Source organism: Arthrobacter gallicola, from assembly GCF_014836775.1.
GTDB classification, from domain to species: Bacteria; Actinomycetota; Actinomycetes; order Actinomycetales; family Micrococcaceae; genus Arthrobacter_B; species Arthrobacter_B gallicola.
Genome location: NZ_JACSQD010000006.1, coordinates 278,969 through 300,345 on the forward strand (window position 1 = coordinate 278,969; position 21,377 = coordinate 300,345).

Below are 21,377 nucleotides of genomic sequence, written 5' to 3' on the forward strand. Positions count from 1 at the left end.
AGCGCTGCTCCTTGCGGTGAATGCTCGATGGGCGGGTCAGGCACCCGTGCCGGGGACTGGCGTGGCGGCGATACCGGCTGCGAGCGCTCGAAGTGCCCATCGGAAACGCTGGTCGGGGGTGCCGCTAAGCACGGCGTCCATATGGGCGGCCAGCCGAGGAGTCTTGGAGGCGCCGCGGACGGCTGCGGCAAATTTCTCCGCATCCGCGTACTCACTCGCGGCAGCATTCGACGGCGCAGCGGGGCTGTGTTCGGCAGCGGTGGCGGTCACGTACTGCAGAAGCAGGTCAACACCCCAGGCCGCACGCTCCGGTTCGATGCCGCCGTCGAGGAGCAGGCCAAGAACGCGGTCGAACAGTGCCAGCGAGTGCGGGCCGACGGGACGCAGCACGAGGGCGGAGCGGGCCAGACCGGGATAGGTGAAGAGAATATCTGCGTAACTGCCTAAGAGCGCGTCCAGCCGGGTCATCCAGTCGCCCTCTTCCGCTGCGGGCACTGAGCCGGTCAACTCCTCCAGGACCGCCGCGTGCAGCTCGGCCGTGTTGGCCACGTAGACGTAGAGCGAGGCAGGGCCGGTGTCCAGCGCCTGCGCCACCCGGCGCATCGTCGCCTTTTCCAGCCCCTCGGTGCGCATGATCTCGATCGTGGTGTCGATGATCCACTGGCGGGACAGCGCCGGTTTCGCTGGCCGCTCGCGGCGGCTTACTGCTGGTTTCTTCATACGGCGAGCGTAGCGAACATGTTCGTTACAAACAAGTTCGTTGAAGGATGCCCAATCGGCTCTTGCCGCCCGACGACCCGGACTGCAGGATCCCGGGCTGCAGGAGGCCGACTGGCCAGAAGACGACTTTGGTACCTAGAGTGGGGATCGTAAGGTTACTGATAGTCGAGGCAGAGGAGGGCATCGTGGCCGACGCGAATGCGAAGGATCCGAAGGCTGAACCGGAGAATGCGATCGAGAACGCCGCTGACAACTTCATGCAGAATCTGGGAGAAGACGTTCCGGATGGCAGCGGCAACCAGGACCAGTCCGACCCGCGCACCAGAGTCCATTCCAATCTGGCTGAGGGTCTGAACGCCGACAACGAGAATTTCAAGGCGAAGCACAAGGACCAGTAGCTAGGTTCAGCGCGGCGCGCACGCTGAACACGTGACTGATTGAGGTGAGGACCTCCGGGCGAGGTGGTGCCAATCCGGAGCCCGTCATACCGGAGGTCCTCCGTGGATATAAGCACCGGCCAAAGGCTAAAAATGGGGGGGATCATGCGAGCGGACAAGTATAGATACACAGTCACCGGGACCATTGCGATTGCCCTGGTACTCACCACAGCCGGCTGCACGGCCAGCGGCTCGCCAGCAGAAGCGACGCCGTCGGGCAGCAGCACGTCCGTCACGCCGACGCCGTCGGTGCCAACCGCCGCTTCCTCATCCCCGGCGCCCACGACGGAAGCTCCTTCCCCCTCTACGCCGGTTCCGGCACCGGAGGTTCAGGAGACACCGACTAAGCAGGCGATCGCACCGCAGCCATTGGGCCCACAGGCAAGCGCAGAGGACCTCGCGAAAGCGAGAGAAGCCCTCCTGGACTATGGCTATTCGCCCGAAGAAGCAGCGGCATGGCCCACGCTGGACGTCGTCGTTCCCGATGACGCAATCGACATCATCGCGTCCATGTGGGGGCGGGGGCCAAACCTGACCTATGAGGCAGCCCTCGACCCGGACAGATTGGTCTACATAGTCACCGTAATCGTGCGTTCACCCTACGACGACGGCGAACCACCCGTCACTGCCGTCTGGGAAGTCCGATCCGATGGGAACTACACCTGGATCGCATAGAAGAATGCTCGATCCCTCGACCACGTGCGGGGGACTTTAAAGGTTCCCACCGTCTCGGCCGCACCGATGATTTTCATCATTTTCTATCTCGGAGATGGTGTAAGCAGGGCCGCTGGAATGCTCAATCGGTGAGCTTCCGGGGGTGAAACCGAACATTCGTGATTGAACGGATGCAGAACCAGCCAATGGACCTGCAATTGTCGAACGCCAGGATCCAGCGCGGGTCAGCAGGCGAATCAGAATCAGGACGGCGAGCGCCCAGATGACCGCGTTGCTCCACGGGCCGAGGTTCGCCGCCGTCAACCCGTCCACGATCATCAGCACCAGGAGCGCCACCAGGAGAAATACCGTGGTCGCTGTCAGGAGACGCGAGAGCCGTGCTGCCATCCGCTCACCTTAGCCAGTAGGCGCTGCTGCGGCCAGGGCCGGCACCCGGCGGCCCGATCGCCGGCGTAGCGGTTTCGGGCAGGCGCCTCGCCCAGGTGAATAACAGTTCAGGCTCCGGAAGCTGGGACGCTCTCTTGCGCTGGAATGGGAAACGAATTCCAATAGGCCAATGACAAAGGATCCCGGCACGGCATCGAAACCCCAAACGGGGTTGAAGCGGGCAATTGGTACGCCGCTGCTGTTCGCATTTATCGTGGGCGACACCCTCGGCGCCGGCATCTACACCCTGGTGGGCACCATGGCCGCCGATGTCGGCGGCGCCATCTGGCTGCCCCTGCTGATCGCACTGGTCGCCGCGATGCTCACCGCCGCGACCTACGCGGAGCTGATCACCAAGTATCCGCATGCCGGAGGTGCAGCGCGTTACGTGGACCGGGCCTTCGGCATCCCCTACCTGTCCTTCCTCGTTGGATTCCTGATGATGGCCTCGGGCATCACCACGGCCGCCGCCCTCGCGAACGCCTTTGCGGGCGATTACCTGAACGCACTCATCGATGTGCCCTCCGCTCCCGCAGCGGTCGCGTTCATCATCGCGCTGACACTCATCAACCTGCGCGGTGTCCGGGAGTCCCTCACCGCCAACCTCGTCGCGTCCATCATTGAGGTCACCGGTCTCGCCATCGTCATCTTCGTCGGCGCCATCGTGCTCACTTCCGGCAACGGGGAGCCCTCCCGGCTCCTCGAGTTCGCGCCGGACATACCACCCCTAGAAGGGGCCTTCGCCGCCTCCATCGTCGCCTTCTTCTCGTTCCTCGGCTTCGAGGCAGCGGCCAACATGGCCGAGGAAGTACGGAAACCCTCCAAGTCCTACCCCCGCGCCCTGTTCGGCGCCATTGGTACCGCAGGGCTGGTTTATCTCCTCATCGCGCTCAGCGCGGTCATCGTCCTGCCCCCGGCTGAGCTGGCCGATTCGACCGGACCCCTGCTCGACGTCGTTGCCGCGAGCGGTGTCGGCGTCCCACCCTGGCTGTTCAGTCTCATCGCGCTGATCGCCATCGCCAACGGTGCGCTGCTGTTTATGGTGATGGCCAGCCGTGTCGGCTACGGACTGGCAGAAGCGGAACTGCTTCCCCGGGCCTTCAGCCGCGTCCTGCCGGGCCGCCGCACGCCCTGGGTTTCCATCGTGGTCATTGCCGCCTTGACGATCATCCTCACCCTGACCGGGAATGTCGCCTCGCTGGCCGAAACCACCGTGCTGCTCCTGCTCCTGGTCTTCCTGTCCGCCAACGTCAGCGTGCTCGTCCTCAAGAAGGACAAAGTCGACCACGACCACTTCTCCGCGCCCCGGTTCGTGCCGGTCCTCGCGATCATTGCGAGCATCGTGCTCCTGGCACAGCAAACCGGGCCCATCTGGCTCGGCTCCGCCGCCTATGTAGCGGTCGGATCCCTGTTGTTCCTTGCCGCCCGGGCCCGGCGCAAGCGCGAGGACCGGGTGAGTGCGGACTGATCGGTGGCGGGGAGTCCACGGGCGGACGACGGCGCAGAGGGGTTTCCGACAACCTGACTAAAGCGTCTCGGGAATGTCGCGCCCGGGAAAAAGTGTCGAATATTGCCGCCGATACATTCGACGCCCGACGACGCGGTAGGCGAGACGAACCGGCGCAGGGATTTCCTTGAAGAGTTCTTTCCGGTCTTCCGGAGGATTCGTGGCCAACACCATACCGAGGTAGCTCACCAGGAATTTCTTGTCGAGCTGGTCGATCCCGTGCTGGCCGACCGCGTTCATTTCCTTTTCGTTCAGGACCCTGTCCACAGCAGGCATTACCTCAGTGACTTCGCGCCGCAGATGCACTTTCAGCAGAGTGGACAGGTCCTCGTAGCGTTCAGCGAGTTCCTCACTGACCGCTTTGCCTGCCGTCTGCATCCAGCGCCGCCGGACCGGGTCGATCCCCTCAAGCCGGTCCGTCACCTTCCGGTGCTGCTCCAGCATCTGGGCTACATGCAGCGCGCACGCCGGCGCCCGGTCGGCCAGCTGCGGATACATCAGCAGGTCTTCGCCCTCATGGTGGATGTGAAGGGTACCGTCGAAGTTTCCGAGCACCTCCCCCACGTACGCAGCGCGGACGGTATCTCCAGCCGCGGTGGACTGCACCAGGCCGGGCGCCTCGTCGTACGCCCAGAGGAAAAATCGGTGAATGCGCCGCATTCCCGCGGTCCCGGTGCACAGGATGGGCCCCGGCGGCAGGGGAGCCGCGGTTTCGCCGGGTTCAGCCGTAAAAAAGTCGGCCATTTGGATCGCCCCTTACGGTGTTCAGGCTGGACCGGGCCGCCCGACAACAGTTTAAGTGCGCCGTGTCACACCACACAATGAACGAACCTAACGGGGCTACGCACTACGGCACACACCCACGGCCCCCTCTAGCGGGATTCCTCGTCACGACCGCGCCGACGGTCTTCGCCATCGTTGATGTCGGATTCGAGATCGGAGATCCTTTCAGTGGTGACGACGCCGGCCCCTCACCCCACGGTGTCAGCTGTCCCCGCCTTGCCGCCGCCTTAGGGCGGCAGGGAACTACGCTGGGGGCATGGCAACAGTAATCCTCGTGCGGCACGGCCGCACCACAGCGAATGCCTCGGGCCTGCTGGCCGGGCGGACCCCCGGGGTCAGCCTCGACGACGTCGGCCGGAACCAGGCGGACGCAACCGGGCAACGGCTCGCCGTCGTGCCCCTGGTCGGAGTGGTGTCGAGTCCGCTCGAGCGCTGCCGGCAGACCGCGCAGTTCATCCTCGACCAGCAGGCGGGCAGCCCGCATGCGCCGGTCGACGGCGACCTCACCGAATGCGACTATGGCCAGTGGCAGGGGCAGACCCTGGCTGACCTGGCGAAAGAGGATCTGTGGAAGGTCGTGCAGACCCAGCCCTCCGCCGTCGTTTTCCCCGGCGGTGAGTCCATGGCTGCGATGCAGGCCCGGTCGGTGGCGGCGATCCGGCGGCACGACGCCGCGTTCGAGGCCGAGCACGGTCCGGGCGCCGTCTGGGTGGCGGTGAGCCACGGGGACATCATCAAGTCGGTCCTGGCCGACGCGCTCGGTATGCACCTGGATCTGTTCCAGCGGATCGACGTCGGGCCGGCGTCCGTGTCGATCGTGCGCTACGGCCCGGGGCGGCCCACCGTGCACGCCACCAATACCGACGCCGGAGACCTCTCCTGGCTGGCTGCTGTCCACGGAGCGCAGGATGCGCCGGTCGGTGGTGGCGCAGGCCACGCAGCACCGCGCGTCCAAGGAGCCTAAAGTAGTCCTATGCCTACAACCGTTCACGATTTCGACTGGCCGGACCGCGTAGTAGTCGGCACCGTCGGCGTCCCCGGTCAGCGCACGTTCTACCTGCAGGCGCGGGCAGGCAAGCAGCTCATCAGCATCGCCATGGAGAAGCTGCAGGCGGACCAGCTCGCCGAGAAGATCGATGAGATCCTCGACCAGCTGATGACCATCGACGGCAACCCCTTCCACGTGCCCGCGAACACTCCCCTGGAGCTGGTCGACAACGACGATCTGGACACTGTGGAGGAACAGTTCCGCGCCGGCGTGATGAGCCTGGGCTGGGATCCGACGACGGCGCAGGTCGTCATCGAGGCCTACCCCCTCGAGGAAGTTGATGAGGACGACGACGGGCTCCTCGAGGAAGGCGACGACGACGATGCTGACGCCGCCGAGGTGCTGCGGGTGCGGATGCCGGTGGGCACTGCCCGGGCCTTCGCGAAGCGCACGCGGGAAGTGGTGGGCGCCGGGCGTCCGATCTGCGTGATCTGCGGACAGCCGATCGACGACGACGGCCACACCTGCGCCCTCCCCGAAAACTAATGCCGGAGCCTGACCTGCTCACCGATGAGCTGACACTCACCGGGCGGATTACGACGGCGTCGAACGCCACGTTCCTAGGCAGCATCGGCGACGCGGAAGTTGTCTATAAACCCATTGCGGGCGAGAAGCCGCTGTGGGATTTCCCCGACGGTTGCCTGGCCCACCGTGAAGTCGCCGCCTACCTGGTGTCTGAGGCTTTGGGCTGGAACATCGTGCCGCGCACCTGGCTGCGCGACGGGCCCTTGGGCGAAGGCATGGTCCAGCTTTGGCAGGACGCCGATCCGGAGCAGGACGCGGTGGACCTGGTACCTCTTGGTGAGGTGCCGGAGTCCGGGTTCAAGCTCGTGCTCGAGGGCGAGGACCAGGCCGGGCAGATCGTCGCCCTGATTCATGAAGACACTGCGGTGCTGCGGCGGATGGCGGTGTTCGACGTCGTCGTCAACAATGCCGACCGCAAAGGCAATCACGTCCTGGCTATGCCCGGCGGGCACCGGTACGGCGTGGACCACGGGGTCACCCTCCACGCCGAGCACAAGCTGCGGACCGTGCTCTGGGGATGGATCGGCGAGAAGCTGACCGACGAGGAACTTGAAGGAATTGACCGGGTTCTCACTGCTTTGGAGGGTGAGCTTGGCGAGAAGCTGGCTGAGCTGCTGACCGCCGAGGAAATCGAGGCGCTTGCCGCGCGCTGTGTGCGGCTGCGCACGACGGCGGTGTTCCCCGGCCCGAGCGGCGGGATGCCTGCCGTTCCCTGGCCACTGTTTTAGCTAGGGTCTCCTTATCCTCCGTAGGGATCGTAATTGGCCAGAGCGACCACCAGCCAAACAACAGCGGCCAGGACCGTTCCCTGCCAGATCAGGGACGGAATGATGTACAGGCGGGCGGCGCGTCTCTTGTTTCCGCTGATGAGTGCCACGATGAATCCCGCTACCCCTCCGAGCAGGACAATCAGGCCGGACAAGACAATGAAGTCCAAGGTGGGGTCGCCGGAGCCTCCCCGGCCCAGCATGCTGATGAGCGGACCGGTGATGATCACCCAGACGATCGTCACGAGGAGCATCCCCGTTATGGCCGCCCCACTGAAACGTGTCCTTTGGGGGTCTGTTGCGGGAGGAACCGAAGTCTTCCCCTGGCTCATGCCATCTTCCACCGCAGTTAGCCGAGACTTTCGAAAACCATCGTCGCCTGGATCCGGTCTCCACCGCCAAAACCCTTGCTGCCGCTGCTCGCGGTGGTCACCGTGTGGAGCCGGTACCCCTTCGCAGCCTGCTCGTTGATGGCCTGTTCCAGGGACGTCAGATTTCCTGATCCGGACCCCATGAATTTCTCTTTCAGAATTACTTGCAGAACTACATAGTGCGGCATGATGTCCCCCATTTTTGTCGATTAGAAAGGGAATGCTACCGGATGGCTGTGGCCCACCTGGGGATTTCCTATGGCGCTGGAGTTTGGTCTTGATTCGGTTCCATGACAAGGAATCTGTTGCGGGAATCGATGAGGTTCTGCATGTAACGGCCCAGCACCAGTTTCTCCACCAGTCGGCCAAGCGGGCCGAAGGGAGCTTCAAACTCGATGCGGTCGATCATGACCGTGCCGGCCGAATCCTCTTTGAATTCGTGCTCATGCCGGAACCGCTTGAACGGTCCTTTGACCTGCTCATCGACGAAGTAGTCGGGGGCTTCCATGCCGGTGATGCGACTCGTCATCCTGAGCGGGACACCGAAGTGCCAAGCCCGCCAGGTGACGTCCTCGCCCAGGGAAATGAGGCCCGTAGTCACACCCGCGACCGCCTCTTCGCGGGACCGGGCCATCGAGTCTTTGTGGGCGTCGATGTTCCGCGCACGGTCGAACAACTCGGCACTGGGCATGGTGGTCCGGGTGGCGCATTCGAAGGAAACGGTCATCTGTGGAGTATTGCAGCTAGCAGGCGGGCCCGGGGCTTTCCATCTGCGTCGGAGAGGTTTTCGTGAAGCGCCTCCGGCACGAGTACCGGTACAAGGCTGACGAGCCGCGCCTCTAAATGACACATCCCGAAACGGATGGGCCGAAGGAAGCACCGTTTGAGGTCTGTTCCGTCGCCGTCTAGGGTGGCCGGACAGCTACCACCGGCCAGGAGGAAACAATGAAGTCCGCCTTTCGTGCAGCCCTTCCCATCCTTGCGGTAGTGCTGCTCGCATGGCACGGGCTGCAGCGCGAAAAGCCTGGCTCCGCTGCCGCCGTCAGGCACTGACTTTCCCTTGTGAACTAGGCCCGCACAATTCGGCCACAACAAAAGGATCATTGATGCAAAACAAACCGAACCGGATCTTCATTGGTTTGCTGCTCGCGATGTCGCTGGCGGCAGCAGCCCTCGTCCTGAGCATTCCGGCGCTTTTCGGATCGCCCGGACCAGGGCAGCTCTGGCTCGCCGCAGGGCTCGGATTGCTCACTGCTGCGCTGGGAACGGGTGTTATGCTCCTTCGCCCGCAGCGCCGGGGCAACGGCTCCTAGCCGGCACCCGGTGGAAAGGTTCCGGATTCAGTCGACCGGCCAGCAGATCTGGGTGCGCGCGTTCTCCGGGCTCTGCTCGGTCTCGGGATCTGCAAGGTAGTTCTCCCACATCACTTCGCGCGGTTTGAGCTTGTGATCAGTGAAGAAGCTCTCAACATCCGCGTAGGTGTTTGCCAAAGTGTCAAACGAACCAACGTGCGTCGCCTCGACAACCCTTCCTGCCGGAAGATGCCCCGGCACAACGTTCCCGGCAGGATCGATGATGCCGGGAACCGGGAACCCTGCTTCGACGTTGACCAGGGCTCCGGGCTGCCCGTAGTACTTGCCGAACGGCGGGCCCACAGGCTGCACACCCTGTTTCTGCAGAGCCGCCATGATGTCGGAGAACGCGTGCGCGAAAAAGTCTGCCAGTCCGGCCATCGGCACCTGCCCGCGAATGGCAGCCGTCGCCTGCTCGGGGCGTTCGGTGATCTTGATGTCCGTCATGCTTTCCACGGTTTTGCCCGCCCGGGTGGGTGGTTAGCGCGCCCTGTCCTGTGCACTCACCTTACCGAACCGTTCCAGCGCGGCACGGACCGGGTGCGCTCGGACCAGGCGGGCGCCGGTTTGGGACTGGCCATCGTTCGGAGCATCGTCCAGGCCCACGACGGAACCCTCACCGTCACGGCACGGCCCGACGGCGGTCTGCGGGTTTCTGCGGGTGCGGACGCCGCTCCTAACGATCCCGCCAGCCCCACAATGCCCGCCCGACGCCGGTCCGGAGTGCCCGGTCCTATCCGGGGCCACGGGGGAAGGTTAGCTGGGACCCGCGGCTGAACCCGGCCTGACCATTCCACCTGTATGCCGCACATTGGCTTACCTGCGAAAGAAGCAACACTCAGCGACGTACCCGGCACCATCGACAATTCCTGCCCGCTCAGACTCCGCACACTGGCACTGACACTCAGCGCGGTTGTTGCCGGGGTGGCCATGACCGCCCTGGCGTTCCGGGTTTCCCCTCTTCACGGACTGGATTTCAGCGTCTATCTCAGCGGCGGACAAAGTGTCCTGGACGCCCGCGGGGAGCTGTACACCAAGGAACTCGTTTACCGTGAAGGCAGCAGCCTGCTCTTCACCTATCCCCCGTTTGCCGCACTGGTTTTCGCCGTGCTTGCCCCGTCGGGGGTGACGTGGGGGCTCTATTTCTTCACTGCTTTGTCGCTGCTGATCGCCGCGGCGACTTCGCTGGCGGCCGTGGCGTATATGTTCCGGCAGCCCTCGGTTGCGGCCATGCTGAGGCATCCGGGGCTGCGCGCACTGGCTGCCGCCGGCGTCGGCTTTGTGATGCTGCTTGGACCGTGGCGGGAGACGATGAGCTTCGGGCAGATCAACATCCTGCTGTTCGGCCTGATCATGTCCGACTTTCTGATCAAACGGAACGCCTGGCCCACCGGCTTCCTGACCGGGATCGCTGCGGGTATCAAACTCACGCCGCTGGTCTTTGGCCTGTGGTCCGCAGGGACTGGCGCGGGTGCGGAACATGGCGGCCGGTTTCGTTGCCAGCGTCGGACTTGGTTTCCTGATCCTTCCGGCCGAGTCGCGGACCTACTGGCTGGAGCTGCTGCCGGACACCTCACGGATTGGCGGCGCCGGGTACGTGGACAACCTGAGCTTCAAGGGCGCGATCCTGCATTTTGCTGGATCGGACTTTGCCGTGGGTCTGCCCTGGCTCGTGCTGTCTGTTGCGGTGGTTGGGGTGACGGCAGTCCTTATTCGGCGGGCCTCCGGGCGCGGCGAGGAGCTGCCCGCGGTCGCGGCGACGGCGCTGCTGATGCTGCTTATCTCGCCCGTGTCCTGGTCGCACCACTGGGTGTGGGTGCCTCTTTTCCTTGCCTTCCTGGTCCGCAACCTGGGGGATTTCACGTCGGCGGGGACGGCGCTGGGGTATGGGCCTGCTGGTCTCCGGTGTTGTGGTCTTTCTGCTGTCGCCCAATCCATTGGGTTCCTCATGGGACCGCCCAATCTCGACTCGCAGATTCCTGCTCCCTGGTTGATGGCCTCGAGCGTAGGTGTTTTCTGGGCGGCGGTGGGGCTCGTGGGGTGGTCGTTTGTTGCCCTGATGGACAGGAAGGGACGGCCGCCGGTCGTCAATGGTGTTCACGCCGAAAGTTGTGCTCTGCCACGCTCCCGAGACGCGACGCCGACGCCACCCGCGTGTCCGGAACAGTTCAAACGCTGAGAATATCAAGTTATTTGCGATGTTCCAGGCTAGCCATGTGTGCGGAGATGCACTGCGCGGACGTCCACTGGAGCTACGTTCAGAGCGGCGGTCGAGGCCTACGACATCGAGGAAGTCAATGGGGACGGCGACGGACTTGTCGACGATGACGATGCAGATGCCGCCGAGGTGCTGCGGGTGCGGAAGCCGGCGAGAATCGCCCGGATCGGCCGACCGCGTGATCGGGGGCAGCCGGTCGACGCTGCCGGCAACCTGCGCCATGCCTGAGGCCTGATGCCGCCGCTGAACCTCCTCGCTGACGAACTCACGCTCACCGGGCAGATAACGACGGCGCCCAACCCCCACTTCCCCTATCTCCACCGCTATCGCTATCGAGCCCGAGGATGCAGAGGACTCCTTTAGCATGAACGCCGACATCGAAGCCCCTCGCATGCCGCCAGAATCATTATCGATTTGGGGGTTACGGCCAACGACACAGCATCAAGGGCGCGCTACCGAAAGTCTTTGTTATCCCGCACCTGTACTGCGTGATCGGTTCCGCCAGGGCCACGTGTGACCTTCCAAACAATCGGGTTGTCATCATTTGGCGGGACAAAGACCAGATACCAAGGATGGTTACCCTTACCTTCGGCGCGAAAAGCTCCCCTGAGCTCACCGAGAGTCCAGCGACCCGTCAAACCATCTTCAGTCCATTTCCGAACCAATGCACCAACCACGGCTAACGGTATAGCAGAAGGGAGGAAAACACGTCGCCTTTTACCTGAAGGGCTCGTAAGGTAGACCTCGCTTTGATCTTCCTCCGGTGTAAATGCCGCCCAGAGATCGACAGGTTCTTCGCTCCCCTCATTGGCGTCTTCGTCCGACACACTGTCACTCGCCTGTCGAATGGAAAGATTCGAAACTTTCTCATCCACGCTCCAGAGCGCTTGTCTAAGTTCCCCCAACACCTCCCGCTGGTGAAGATCTGCGCTCCTCGCAGCCCTGTTCTGCCGTCGAAAGATTAGATACGCCAACAGAACGCCGACAAGCGAGATGACGACACCAACGCATCCAATGGCATTTAATAAGGCCTGTTCTAGGTTTCCACCACCTTGGGACCATATAAGAGCACAGGATCCGACAGCTGCACCGACGGCTACGCCACAAACGATCACGTCAAATAGAACTGCATTCCGCGGATTGGCCCCTTCAGCGTGGACTACCGTGGCGTTTTCACTATGTTTCCCCATGGGAGAAGCCTACTCAGGTTCCAGCACGTAACAGACACCAAAGCCATTCCGAAGAATGGGAGTATGAGGAAGCAATAATGTCCGAAGGGTTGCAGTTTTCCCTGACCCGTGTTATGCCTCCTAGTGCACGGGAGACGTCAATGGGTGACGCCGCGCCGACATCTCACAAACGATTAGGTTACCCACGTGCCCCGAAGAAGCCCCTCGGCGCTGACACATCAGCTTTATCCGCGGAGCATAGCCTTCCCAGCTCCCGTTGCCCCAATCCCGATGAGTGATATAGGCTACACCGAAACATTCAGGGACCATGGGGGAATCAATTGTTAGGCGTCACTGAACTCATGACGGCATGCTAAGCGCCCCACGACATGATCCAGCGGCCGTCGCTGCTGCTTTGGGAGTGACTGACGCTCTCTTCTTGGGTGGGGGAACGTTCGGGGACACATGGCGTGTGGGCGATCAGGCTATAAAAGTCATATGCGTCGATGGATATCCGCCCGAACGTGTAGCACGCGAGGTAAATGGCTTGTCTCGTGTAAACAGTCAATATGTCGTTCGACTGCACAAAGCCGACAAAATCGTCCTTGAGGGAAGTGTCCGTCCAGCCCTTTACTTCGAGTACGTCGAGGGTGGGGACATCCAGGACAGAATTGAAAGAGCCCAACGGCCGACGCCTGCAGAGACTGAAGCGCTCCTCGCCGGCATGTTGACCGCCGTGCGCGATCTCCACGCCGCCGATGGGACTATTCATAGAGACATAAAACCCGCCAATATTGCCCTTCGGAATGGCAATTGGGAAGCACCTGTACTTCTTGATCTCGGTCTCGCTAAATCAGCAACGGAAACGACGTTGACTCTCTATCCCGGCGCTGTGGGCACGCCGCCCTATATGTCGCCCGAACAGCTCAAGGGGAAACGGGCCCGAAAAGCCTCCGACCTATTCTCAGTCGGCGTGACTGTACGGCATGCCTATGCAGGTGTTCACCCCTTCTACGACCCCACCTTGGACTACACGTACGACGAGGCGGTGGAACGTGTAAAGGCAGGTCCGCTCCCCTTACCTGGTGAACTTCCCGAGAACATTCAAAACGTCCTTGACCTCTTGGTCAGCGAGGCACAGTTTGAGCGCGGCAGCGCCACAAGTAATCTGCGACGGATGGGGATCGAAGCATGACCAGCCAATGGGACGACGAAGAGAACGGCGACCTATTTGATTGGGCTGAGATGACGGCGGCTTCCCGGGACGCAGAACAGGAAGCTGAGGCAGTGCGCCAGCTTTCCTCCACACATGGCCCCGCGGTGTCTGCCCCGATGCCAGGCGGCGAAGGTTCCCTCATTGTGCAGGGCCCGGGAGCGGGAACAACAGTCATAGCTAGCCCGGACGAAGTGTCGGGTCTATCTGATGTCCCCTACACCCTCAGAACACGTGACGAAGCTCTCGAACCCGGCACGCCATTGATGATCGTCCACCGCCCTCACCAACGCGGAACCACTATCCCTGGCCTGTTGGGCAATCTGTTTGTGGCTACAAACGGAGCCGTGGGTCTCGGAGCGGCTGTTGCTCTGCCCAGTGCGACAGCGCAGTCACATAAAGAGTGGTTGGATAGTTGTAAGGCAGCTTCCGTGAGAATCGCAGATCCTCATGGCTACCTCTTAGACAGCGACCTTCTTCGAGTAAAGCCAATAAGTGATAGATCACTGCGCTATATGCCTTACCTGGGGCAGGCTCCGTTCGATGTTAATGAGGTTCTACAAGCTCAAAGAGATGCAGGGGCCAATCTCCTCCTCTCTCCCGGCCGGGCCCTGGATTCGTCAGATGTTCAACGAACGCTGGATACAGTCTTTGCAGAAGCCGACGAGGCACTCTCAAACCTTGCCGCGAACGAACGGATGGCACTGAACCTAACCATGTCAGAGCAATGGCTCAGCCGCCCTGCACTGCGTGAGGCCTTGTTTGACCAATTGTTAGACCAGGAACAGTTCGCTGTGTGGTACGTCCGTGTGCAGTGGCCTTCCGGGTTAAGGGCGTTGCATCAGCCCCTAAGCAGGGACCTTCTGCTTGGGTATAAACGTCTCTCTCAGCTGGCCGAGGACGAGGATCGAGTTCTTTTACTCCCACAAACCGGTCTCACGGGATGGCTGCAACTAGCCTTCGGTTCATCCGGCTTCGGCGCTGGCCCTTTTGGAGCAGGTCAAGCGTTCAAGGAACACAGCCAAGGCGGTGGTGGCGGTCAGGAACCGGTGGCGCGTTATTTCGAGCCGACCCTTCTGCACTCGGTGGAAAAAACTGTGCACGACGCTATGAGCAGACACGATGATTATGTTGCGTGCGACTGCCCCTACTGTCCCGCGCTCTTGGCGTCGAACACAGCAGTATGGAATCACGAGCTCGCGCGGCTTCACCACCTGTATTCCATGGGGAAACTTGCAGGTCTGGGAACGCTAACCGGCCGGTCCTTGTCGTCCGCAGTGCGCAGAACTGTCAGAGCTGCCACAGCGGCCGCAGGCTCCCAGCCTCTTGCTGGCATCAGCTCGCCCCAGCACCTACCAGTCTGGGATCAGCTCCTGTAGATGCTACAAGCCTGTTCCCGAATACCTTCTGCAACGGTCCGGAAACCTCACCTCGGAGGTGTAGAGCGACCCCTCGTTCCACCAACAACTCTCTGTCCGCTGCGCGTGGACGCGAAACCTCGGGGGAAAGTACGCGGTCGACCGAACCCGACACTGAAACTGTCAACAAGCCCACACCATACGTGCGGAACCATTCTGGATAGCGGGCTGCAGTTACCGCGGCGTGAGAATCGAGTGCAACCCAGGATGCGTCTGAGACAGATGTGTGACGCGACGCCTGCGCAACGGCTCGTCTCCAATCACGCAGCTTAGCCTCGATGGTGACGACACGGTGGGCCAAGGACCGGTATCTGTAGGCTGGTCCCCAGCAGTTTCCATCGACGTTGAGGTGCTTGGAGTCTACGAGCCGGGGCAAGATCGTCCTCTTCAGATGAGAGGCGCTTACTCCGACGCTGCTCGCTAGACTCTCCGCGGTCCACCGTTGTGTGGACGGGGCAGAAGCCATGGCCAGCAACACTCGTACGTCGGTTGGCTCAGACAGAACTTCAGTTCCGCTCCGCTCCGCCATAGCCGTCTCGTCTAATTCGAGAAGCACGATATCCGGCACACCTGCGGCGCAGGGGATTTCGAAAAGGACCAGAGGCGTCTCGGCCAGAAGGGTAGACGCCGCAGCAATCGGAGCAAGCATGTCAGCTTCCACGCGAAAACGGTCAGTCCGCCCTTCTTTCGATACACTCATGCTCTCACCTTAACTGTCTTTGCATCGTTCGCTCGGCTCTGCACGACCAGACATTGTGAGAAGCGATGATTAAGCGTATTCAACTCACTCAAACGGCGCATTGAACAGTCCAGCAGAGTGTCTGGGGAGCTGGAACCAAACCGAAGCAGGATGCCCCAGAAGGCAATCCGCCCAAGGACACCCTCCCCCCTTCTTGGATGCACCTGGATCAACCGCGCGCGCCTTCCCTACCTCCGCCTCAGCTAAAATCAGACAGGCCCGTTTTACCCCTTCGTTCCGGGCGGAAAGCGCAGCATGTCCTTCACAGAAAACGCCGTAGCCCGCTGGGCGGAGCTGCAGCGGCTACAGGCCTCGCCCGGCTGGAAACTCACCAACGCGAACCCCTGGGTCCTGGCCCTGTTCCGCGAGGCCTTCACCCGCGCCCGCCCGCGCATCCCCCTGGACGAATTCCACGGCCTCACCGACTCCTTCCTGCAGCAGCTTCGGCTCAACGGGCAGAGCCTGCGCGAAGACTGGACCGGCAAGAACTACGCCGATGACTGGGTGGCCCGCCGCTTCCTGGCCCGCCCCCGCGCCGACGGCCGTTTCGTCTACGAACTCACCGAACCCGCCGTCCGGTTCCTCTCCTACCTGGACGGCTTCACCGGGGACACCACCAGCCTGAACTCCTCCCGCCTGAACACCCTGCTCTCCAGCGTGGAAACCCTGGCGCACGAATCCAATCCGGACCCGGAAGCACGCATCGCCGTCCTCGAAGAAGAGATCGCCCGCCGCGAAGACCTCATCCGGTCCCTCCGCGCCGGAGACGCACCCCCGCCCCTGGACAACGACACCGCCATCGAAGCCGCCCGCGACATCCTTGACCTCGCCGCCGCCCTGCCCGCTGACTTCAAGCGCATGCGCGACGGCCTCGAAAAGATGCTGCACACCCTGCGCCAGGAAATGGTCGAATCGCAGGCCTCGAAGGGCCTGACCATGGGCGAAATCCTGGAAGCGGACAAACGCCTGCGCAGCACCAGCGAAGGCCGCACCTACGAAGGCTTCACCGCCTTCCTGAACGACGCCGACCAGCAGGGACGCTTCCGGCACGCCATCGCGCAGGTCCTGGAACGCGACTTTGCCGACGCCATGACCCCCGGCGACCGGCAGGCCCTGTACCGGATGATCAGCGACATGCGCGAACAGGCCGCCGAAATCCAGCGGATCTACGGCCGGCTCTCCGAATCCCTGCACACCTACGTCCAGAGCGACGAGTACCGGGAATCGGTCCAGCTGCGCAAACTCATCCGCGCCGCCGAAACCGCCATCCACAAGGCACCGCGCGGTCGCCGCCGCGCCGCCGTCGTCCCCGCGCCGCGGCTCTACGCGTCCGCGTTCGAATCGCTCAGCATGGTCCGCACGTACGATCCCGCCGAGCACGCCGCACCGCGGAAGCTGCCCGAACCGCCGTCGTTCACCGAAGCGGATATCCACCGCGCCGCACGCACACCCAAGGCCGACCGCCGCGTGCTGCGCGACGCGATCACCCGGGCCGGCAGCCGCCGCGGCCGCGCCACCGTCGCGGAAATCTTCGCCGAGCTGCCCGCCGAACACCGCCACCTCAACAGCATCCGCGCGCTCCTCGCTTCCGCCGTTCCCACCGAGGGCAGCAACGGAACGACGGCGGCAGCCAGCGAATCCATCCCGTTCCTCCAGATCGACGGCAGTACCCGCACCGCAGTGCTGCCCGTCCTCACCGTCGCCGAAAGCCCCCAGCCATGACCGAAAACCCCACCGCCGAAACCGAAGCGTACGACGAGCTCGACGAGGACGCTCAGTTTGACGACTACCCCCAGCCCGCCCGCGACGTCCTCATCGACGGCCCGGAACTGTTCCCCGGGGACACCGGTACCCTGCCCCTGAAGCTGCGCCAGGCCCTCATCCGGCTGCTGCGCGGCCCCTACCTGGACGCCAACTCCTCCGACAACGTCTACAACACCGTCGTGGATAACCAGGAGCAGCTGCGCGTCCGGCTCAGCGAACTGTTCCTGGAACTGGTCGTGGACGAGGACCACAAGGTCGCACTGCTGCGCCCGGTCGAGATGGCCGAACCGCACACCACCGCCCTGCAGCGCCAGCGCGAAATGACCCGCGAGGAAACCCTGCTGCTGCTGCGCATGCGCCTGGTCCTGGACCGCCACTCGGGCACCGGCAACGAAGCCACCATCGCCCGGCAGGACATTCTCGACGTCCTCGAGCAGTACGTGGACCCGCAGGCACACGACGCCAAGGGCGTGGAAGACCTGGCCGACGCCGCCATCCGCAAGCTCGTCACCGAACGCCGGCTGCTGCTGCCCACCGAGCTGGACGACGTCTGGGTCATCTCCAACGCCCTGCCGCTGGCCCTGCCGTACGAGCACATCGGCGACATCATCACCTACATGAACTCGCTGACCGAGGCCCCGGCGGAACAGGACACTGCTGAAAACGCTGAGCCCGCCGAAGACGCAGTCACTGAAACAGAGCACGACGGCGAGGAGCCGGCATGAGCATCGAAACCACCCTTCCCATGGGGGACCTGATCAACCCCGGCCAGAACCGGCTCTCCCGGATCCAGATCGTGAACTGGGGAACGTTCGACGGCGCGCACACCATCCACGTGGACCGCGCCGGCACGCTGCTCACCGGTGACTCCGGCGTCGGCAAGTCCACCATCTTCGACGCGATCCTGCAGGTCATGGACGCCCGTCCCAAGATGAATGAGGCAGCCCAGAACAACGGCGGCACCGCAGCCGAGGAAAAGCGCACCGCCTTCTCCTACATGCGCGGCCGGCTCGGCACCCAGGGCATGGAAGCCGGCGACGGCACCGCCTACCAGCGCCCCGGCGCCACCTGGTCCGCCGTCTGCCTCACCTTCGACAACGGACTGGGCCAAATCACCAGCCTGTCCGTGCTCATGGACCTGCCCGCGACCGGCACCGAACACCACGTCGGCCGGTTCTACGCCGTGCACAACCGTCCACTGGACATCACCTCCCTCGAAACCGGCATGCGCGGCCGGTTCACCAAGGGTGCCCTGGAATCCCTGCTGCCGGGCGCGCAGATCTTCGATTCGCACAAACTCTTCGCCGAGCGGTACCGCACCGCCCTGGGTGTGGAGGACGAGAAGGCGTTCGGCCTGCTGCGCATTCTGCAGACCGGCAAGGGCCTGGGCGGCACGGTCAACGACTTCTTCCGCAACCACGTCCTGGACACCCCCAAAACCCTCACCGCCGCCGACGAGGCCGTGGAGGACTTCAGCCACCTGCGCAGCATCCGCCGCCAGCTCGAACGTGCCCGCCAGCAGCGCGACCACCTGGCCAACGTCCCGGACCAGCACCGCCTGTTCCTCACCACCAAGGCCGAACTGGACCGCGTCCGAGCCCTCACCGCCGACGGCCTGCCCGCCTACCGCCGTCGTCTGGCGCTGGCCAGCCACGAACGCGACGTCGACCGACTCACCTCCGCCGCCGCCACCGGCCGCGAGGCGCTGAAGGCCGCCGAGAAGCAGCGCACCAAGCTCAAGAAGCAGGTCGCCGAGCTCACCGCCCGCTACACGCAGGAGGGCGGCGGCGCGATCGCCACCCTGGAACGCGAAGTCGCCGCAGCACAGGCGCAGCTGGTTTCCCGTGAAACCGTAGAGAACGCGTTCCGCGCCGACCTGCGCGCCGCCGGCATCGACACGGACCTCTCCCCCGCCGGGCTGGTCACCGCCCGCAGCCGCGCCAATGAGCTGATCAAGACCCTGAACGCCGACGTCGACGCCGCCCGCGAGCGCAGCTCCGACGCGCACGGCGAGGCGTGGGCCCTGAAGGGTTCCATCGCGAAGCTGGAAACCGAGATCGCGTCCTTCCGCCGCCGGCGCAGCAACATCCGCCCGGAAAGCCTGGAACAGCGTGCCCGGATCTGTGAAGCCACCGGCATCGACGAGGCCGAGATGCCCTTTGCCGGCGAACTGATCGACGTTCCGGCCGAACACACGCAGTGGCGGGCCGCCGCCGAACGGGTGCTCCGCCCGCTCTCCACCGCCCTGCTGGTTCCCGGTGAGCACATGGCCGCCGTCACCCGCTACCTCAGCGAAACCAACCTGCGCGGGTTCCTGCGCTGCATCGACGTCAGCATTCCGGTGGACGGTCCGTCCGAGCCCGGGCCGCGTGACCTGATCACCAGGCTCAGCACCTACGACTCCGCCATGGGCGACTGGGTGGCCCGGAAGATCACCGCGCACTACGACTTCGAATGCGTCGAAAACCCGGACGATCTCGCATACGTGTCCCGCGGCGTCAGCCTGGGCGGTGCCGTGAAGCGGAACTCCTCCACCACGGAGAAGGACGACCGGCACACCAAGGCCTCGGACCACGTGCTGGGCTTCGACAACAAGGACAAGATCGCCGCCCTCGCCGCGGAACTGCTCGCCCTGCGCGCCAGTTTCGAAGAGGCCGACGTCGTCTCCCGCAAGCACGCCTCGGAGCAGGACGACCTGATCCGCCGGCTCGCCGCCGTCCGCAAGGTCGCCGCGGACACCCGGGACTTCGAGGAAATCAGCGCCGAGGAGCAGCGCGCCGCGGTGACTGCCGCCGTCGAGCGCCTGGATTCGGCCCGCGATGCCAACGCTGACCTGGAGCAGATCCGTTTCGAGCTGGACACCGCCGAGCTGGACCTGACCGCCGCGACCGAGAAGATCGGTGTGCTCAAGGGCGACCTGGCCCGGCTCGAGGCCGAGCTGACCGCCGCCACCGAACGCCGGGACACGCTGGCCGGCCGCGGCCCGGATGCCCTGGCGGAGGACCTGCGCGCGCAGCTCGATGAGCTGTTCGCCCCCTTCGGTGAGATCACCGACGTCGTGCACCTGAACGACGCCGCCGGGCAGGTGGAGCGGAACCTGCTCACCGACGCCGCGCGGCTGGACAAGACGCTGCTGGAAACCCGCACCCGGCTGGAGCGCACGTTCGAGACGTACAGCGACAAGTGGGGCTCGGACTTCGGCACCGGCGTGGACTCCGCCGAAGAGTACGTGCGCCGGTACGAGGACATTGTCACCGAGGGCCTGCCGCAGCACGAGGCGGAGTTCCGCGAATACTTCAACAACCGCACCTACGAGCGGTTCAGCGACCTGCTGCAGCTGCTCGATGAGGAACGCCGCAGCATCTCCTCCCGCCTGCTGCCGCTGAACTCCGTGCTGCGCCGCGTGCCGTACCACGTGGACAGCAACCTGGAGATCGAGGTGAAAACCACCGTCCCGGACGACGCGCACAAGTTCCGCATGGAGCTGAAGAACGCCCTGCCGATGATGGGCGTGCGGCAGGACAAGGCGGACATGGACGCCCGCTACGCCGCGCTCGAGGGCCTGGTGGAGAAGCTGAAGGACCCGCAGGAGCGCCGCTGGCGGGCCGAGGTCCTGGACGTCCGCGCGCACGTGACCATCACCTGCACCAACAAGCTCGCGAACGGGCAGTCGTTCACCAACCTGCAGGCGTCGCTGATGTCCGGCGGCGAGGGGCAGCGGTTCACGGCGTTCATCATGGCGTCGGCGCTGGCGTACCAGCTGGGCATCGTGTCCCAGGGCTTCAGCACCTACGGCACGGTAATGATGGATGAGGCGTTCGTGAAGTCGTCGCTGTCCTTCGCCGAGGCGTCCATCAACGCGCTGCACGAGTTCGGCTTCCAGCTGCTGCTCGCCGCTCCCGAGGACAAGGTGGACTTGTCCCGCTTCCTGGGGTCGGTCACGGAAATCCTGCGCGACGACGCCGCCAACCGGTCCGGCACGCTGGAGCGGGTTCCGGTGGGGTCGTCTTCTGGGGGCTCGCGGGCTGTGGACATTCTGCTGCGGTAAGGGTTGGGGCTGGCCAGGGCGGGCGCCGGCGGGCGGGCGCCCGCCCTGGCCCGTCGGCCCATGCCCGTCATTCAACGACGGTGCCAACCCCTCCGTAGCTTGGCACTGTCCACGTCCGCACCTGGGCACCTCGCACCCGGCACCCGCACGCACCCGGACACTCTCTGCAGAAAAAACTTCTAGACAAGTGCTTTACG

At 63.9% G+C, this 21,377-nt stretch carries 22 protein-coding genes and 1 pseudogene; 15 read left to right on the forward strand and 8 right to left on the reverse strand.

Going from position 1 to position 21,377, the window contains the following annotated elements; genetic code table 11:
* Positions 1-36 precede the first annotated feature (36 nt).
* Complete coding sequence (locus H9639_RS13815) at positions 37-720, reverse strand: TetR/AcrR family transcriptional regulator (RefSeq protein WP_191808651.1); 684 nt, start codon at positions 718-720, stop codon at positions 37-39.
* 185 nt (positions 721-905) lie between these two features.
* On the opposite strand from H9639_RS13815, the gene H9639_RS13820 reads away from it, so the two are divergent.
* The gene (locus H9639_RS13820) at positions 906-1,118 is read left to right on the forward strand and encodes a hypothetical protein (protein ID WP_191808652.1); all 213 of its coding nucleotides are present in this window, start codon (positions 906-908) and stop codon (positions 1,116-1,118) included.
* A gap of 144 nt (positions 1,119-1,262) precedes the next feature.
* Positions 1,263-1,832, forward strand: a complete 570-nt coding sequence (locus H9639_RS13825; RefSeq protein WP_191808653.1) for a hypothetical protein — start codon at positions 1,263-1,265, stop codon at positions 1,830-1,832.
* Between the two features lie 36 nt (positions 1,833-1,868).
* Here the strand turns inward: H9639_RS13825 and H9639_RS13830 are convergent, their stop codons facing one another.
* Positions 1,869-2,219: a hypothetical protein gene (locus H9639_RS13830; RefSeq protein WP_191808654.1), complete on the reverse strand. Its 351-nt coding sequence runs from the start codon at positions 2,217-2,219 to the stop codon at positions 1,869-1,871.
* Positions 2,220-2,388: 169 nt separating this feature from the next.
* On the opposite strand from H9639_RS13830, the gene H9639_RS13835 reads away from it, so the two are divergent.
* The gene (locus H9639_RS13835; RefSeq protein ID WP_191808655.1) at positions 2,389-3,726 is read left to right on the forward strand and encodes an APC family permease; all 1,338 of its coding nucleotides are present in this window, start codon (positions 2,389-2,391) and stop codon (positions 3,724-3,726) included.
* Between the two features lie 57 nt (positions 3,727-3,783).
* Here the strand turns inward: H9639_RS13835 and H9639_RS13840 are convergent, their stop codons facing one another.
* Positions 3,784-4,509: a hemerythrin domain-containing protein gene (locus H9639_RS13840; RefSeq protein WP_191808656.1), complete on the reverse strand. Its 726-nt coding sequence runs from the start codon at positions 4,507-4,509 to the stop codon at positions 3,784-3,786.
* A 295-nt stretch (positions 4,510-4,804) separates the two neighbouring features.
* Between H9639_RS13840 and H9639_RS13845 the strand changes: the two genes are divergently transcribed.
* From H9639_RS13845 to H9639_RS13855, 3 genes are read left to right on the forward strand one after another with little or no spacing between them, the layout of a single operon-like run.
* Positions 4,805-5,512: a histidine phosphatase family protein gene (locus tag H9639_RS13845; RefSeq protein WP_191808657.1), complete on the forward strand. Its 708-nt coding sequence runs from the start codon at positions 4,805-4,807 to the stop codon at positions 5,510-5,512.
* 9 nt (positions 5,513-5,521) lie between these two features.
* Positions 5,522-6,082 (forward strand): DUF3090 family protein, encoded by a 561-nt coding sequence (locus H9639_RS13850; RefSeq protein ID WP_191808658.1) that lies wholly within the window; start codon positions 5,522-5,524, stop codon positions 6,080-6,082.
* On the forward strand, positions 6,082-6,849 hold the full coding sequence (locus tag H9639_RS13855) for an SCO1664 family protein (RefSeq protein ID WP_191808659.1): 768 nt from the start codon (positions 6,082-6,084) through the stop codon (positions 6,847-6,849). Before H9639_RS13850 ends, H9639_RS13855 begins: the two co-directional genes overlap by 1 nt.
* A gap of 11 nt (positions 6,850-6,860) precedes the next feature.
* Here the strand turns inward: H9639_RS13855 and H9639_RS13860 are convergent, their stop codons facing one another.
* The 3 genes from H9639_RS13860 to H9639_RS13870 all read right to left on the reverse strand — a co-directional run bounded on the left by H9639_RS13860 (position 6,861) and on the right by H9639_RS13870 (position 7,986).
* Positions 6,861-7,133 (reverse strand): hypothetical protein, encoded by a 273-nt coding sequence (locus H9639_RS13860; protein WP_191808660.1) that lies wholly within the window; start codon positions 7,131-7,133, stop codon positions 6,861-6,863.
* A gap of 104 nt (positions 7,134-7,237) precedes the next feature.
* Positions 7,238-7,459: a DUF4177 domain-containing protein gene (locus H9639_RS13865; protein ID WP_318242096.1), complete on the reverse strand. Its 222-nt coding sequence runs from the start codon at positions 7,457-7,459 to the stop codon at positions 7,238-7,240.
* Between the two features lie 56 nt (positions 7,460-7,515).
* Positions 7,516-7,986, reverse strand: coding sequence for an SRPBCC family protein (locus H9639_RS13870; RefSeq protein WP_191808662.1), 471 nt, complete (start codon positions 7,984-7,986; stop codon positions 7,516-7,518).
* Between the two features lie 379 nt (positions 7,987-8,365).
* On the opposite strand from H9639_RS13870, the gene H9639_RS13875 reads away from it, so the two are divergent.
* Positions 8,366-8,572 carry a hypothetical protein gene (locus H9639_RS13875; protein WP_191808663.1) on the forward strand — a complete coding sequence of 69 codons (207 nt, stop codon included), beginning with the start codon at positions 8,366-8,368 and terminating at the stop codon, positions 8,570-8,572.
* 27 nt (positions 8,573-8,599) lie between these two features.
* Here H9639_RS13875 and H9639_RS13880 read toward each other — a convergent pair whose 3' ends face one another.
* Complete coding sequence (locus H9639_RS13880) at positions 8,600-9,058, reverse strand: GyrI-like domain-containing protein (protein ID WP_191808664.1); 459 nt, start codon at positions 9,056-9,058, stop codon at positions 8,600-8,602.
* On the opposite strand from H9639_RS13880, the gene H9639_RS17295 reads away from it, so the two are divergent.
* The 4 genes and pseudogenes from H9639_RS17295 (at position 8,963) to H9639_RS13895 (ending at position 11,057) form a co-directional block, all read left to right on the forward strand.
* Positions 8,963-9,388 carry an ATP-binding protein gene (locus tag H9639_RS17295; RefSeq protein WP_404799760.1) on the forward strand — a complete coding sequence of 142 codons (426 nt, stop codon included), beginning with the start codon at positions 8,963-8,965 and terminating at the stop codon, positions 9,386-9,388. The two genes, H9639_RS13880 and H9639_RS17295, sit on opposite strands and share 96 nt — an antisense overlap.
* Before the next feature lie 153 nt (positions 9,389-9,541).
* Positions 9,542-10,015: pseudogene (locus tag H9639_RS17300) on the forward strand (glycosyltransferase 87 family protein); the annotation flags it as partial.
* 76 nt (positions 10,016-10,091) lie between these two features.
* The gene (locus H9639_RS17090; RefSeq protein ID WP_191808665.1) at positions 10,092-10,790 is read left to right on the forward strand and encodes a glycosyltransferase 87 family protein; all 699 of its coding nucleotides are present in this window, start codon (positions 10,092-10,094) and stop codon (positions 10,788-10,790) included.
* A gap of 39 nt (positions 10,791-10,829) precedes the next feature.
* On the forward strand, positions 10,830-11,057 hold the full coding sequence (locus tag H9639_RS13895) for a hypothetical protein (protein ID WP_191808666.1): 228 nt from the start codon (positions 10,830-10,832) through the stop codon (positions 11,055-11,057).
* Positions 11,058-11,281: 224 nt separating this feature from the next.
* Here H9639_RS13895 and H9639_RS13900 read toward each other — a convergent pair whose 3' ends face one another.
* Complete coding sequence (locus H9639_RS13900) at positions 11,282-11,704, reverse strand: hypothetical protein (RefSeq protein WP_191808667.1); 423 nt, start codon at positions 11,702-11,704, stop codon at positions 11,282-11,284.
* A 664-nt stretch (positions 11,705-12,368) separates the two neighbouring features.
* On the opposite strand from H9639_RS13900, the gene H9639_RS13905 reads away from it, so the two are divergent.
* The 4 genes from H9639_RS13905 to H9639_RS13920 all read left to right on the forward strand — a co-directional run bounded on the left by H9639_RS13905 (position 12,369) and on the right by H9639_RS13920 (position 21,180).
* Positions 12,369-13,193 (forward strand): serine/threonine-protein kinase, encoded by an 825-nt coding sequence (locus H9639_RS13905; RefSeq protein ID WP_191808668.1) that lies wholly within the window; start codon positions 12,369-12,371, stop codon positions 13,191-13,193.
* Positions 13,194-15,623: 2,430 nt separating this feature from the next.
* Positions 15,624-17,090 (forward strand): DUF3375 domain-containing protein, encoded by a 1,467-nt coding sequence (locus H9639_RS13910; RefSeq protein WP_191808669.1) that lies wholly within the window; start codon positions 15,624-15,626, stop codon positions 17,088-17,090.
* Positions 17,087-17,857, forward strand: a complete 771-nt coding sequence (locus tag H9639_RS13915; RefSeq protein ID WP_191808670.1) for a DUF4194 domain-containing protein — start codon at positions 17,087-17,089, stop codon at positions 17,855-17,857. The genes H9639_RS13910 and H9639_RS13915 overlap by 4 nt, the downstream gene beginning before the upstream one ends.
* Entirely contained in the window at positions 17,854-21,180 is a 3,327-nt protein-coding gene (locus H9639_RS13920) for an ATP-binding protein (RefSeq protein WP_191808671.1), read from the forward strand. Before H9639_RS13915 ends, H9639_RS13920 begins: the two co-directional genes overlap by 4 nt.
* Positions 21,181-21,377 lie beyond the last annotated feature (197 nt).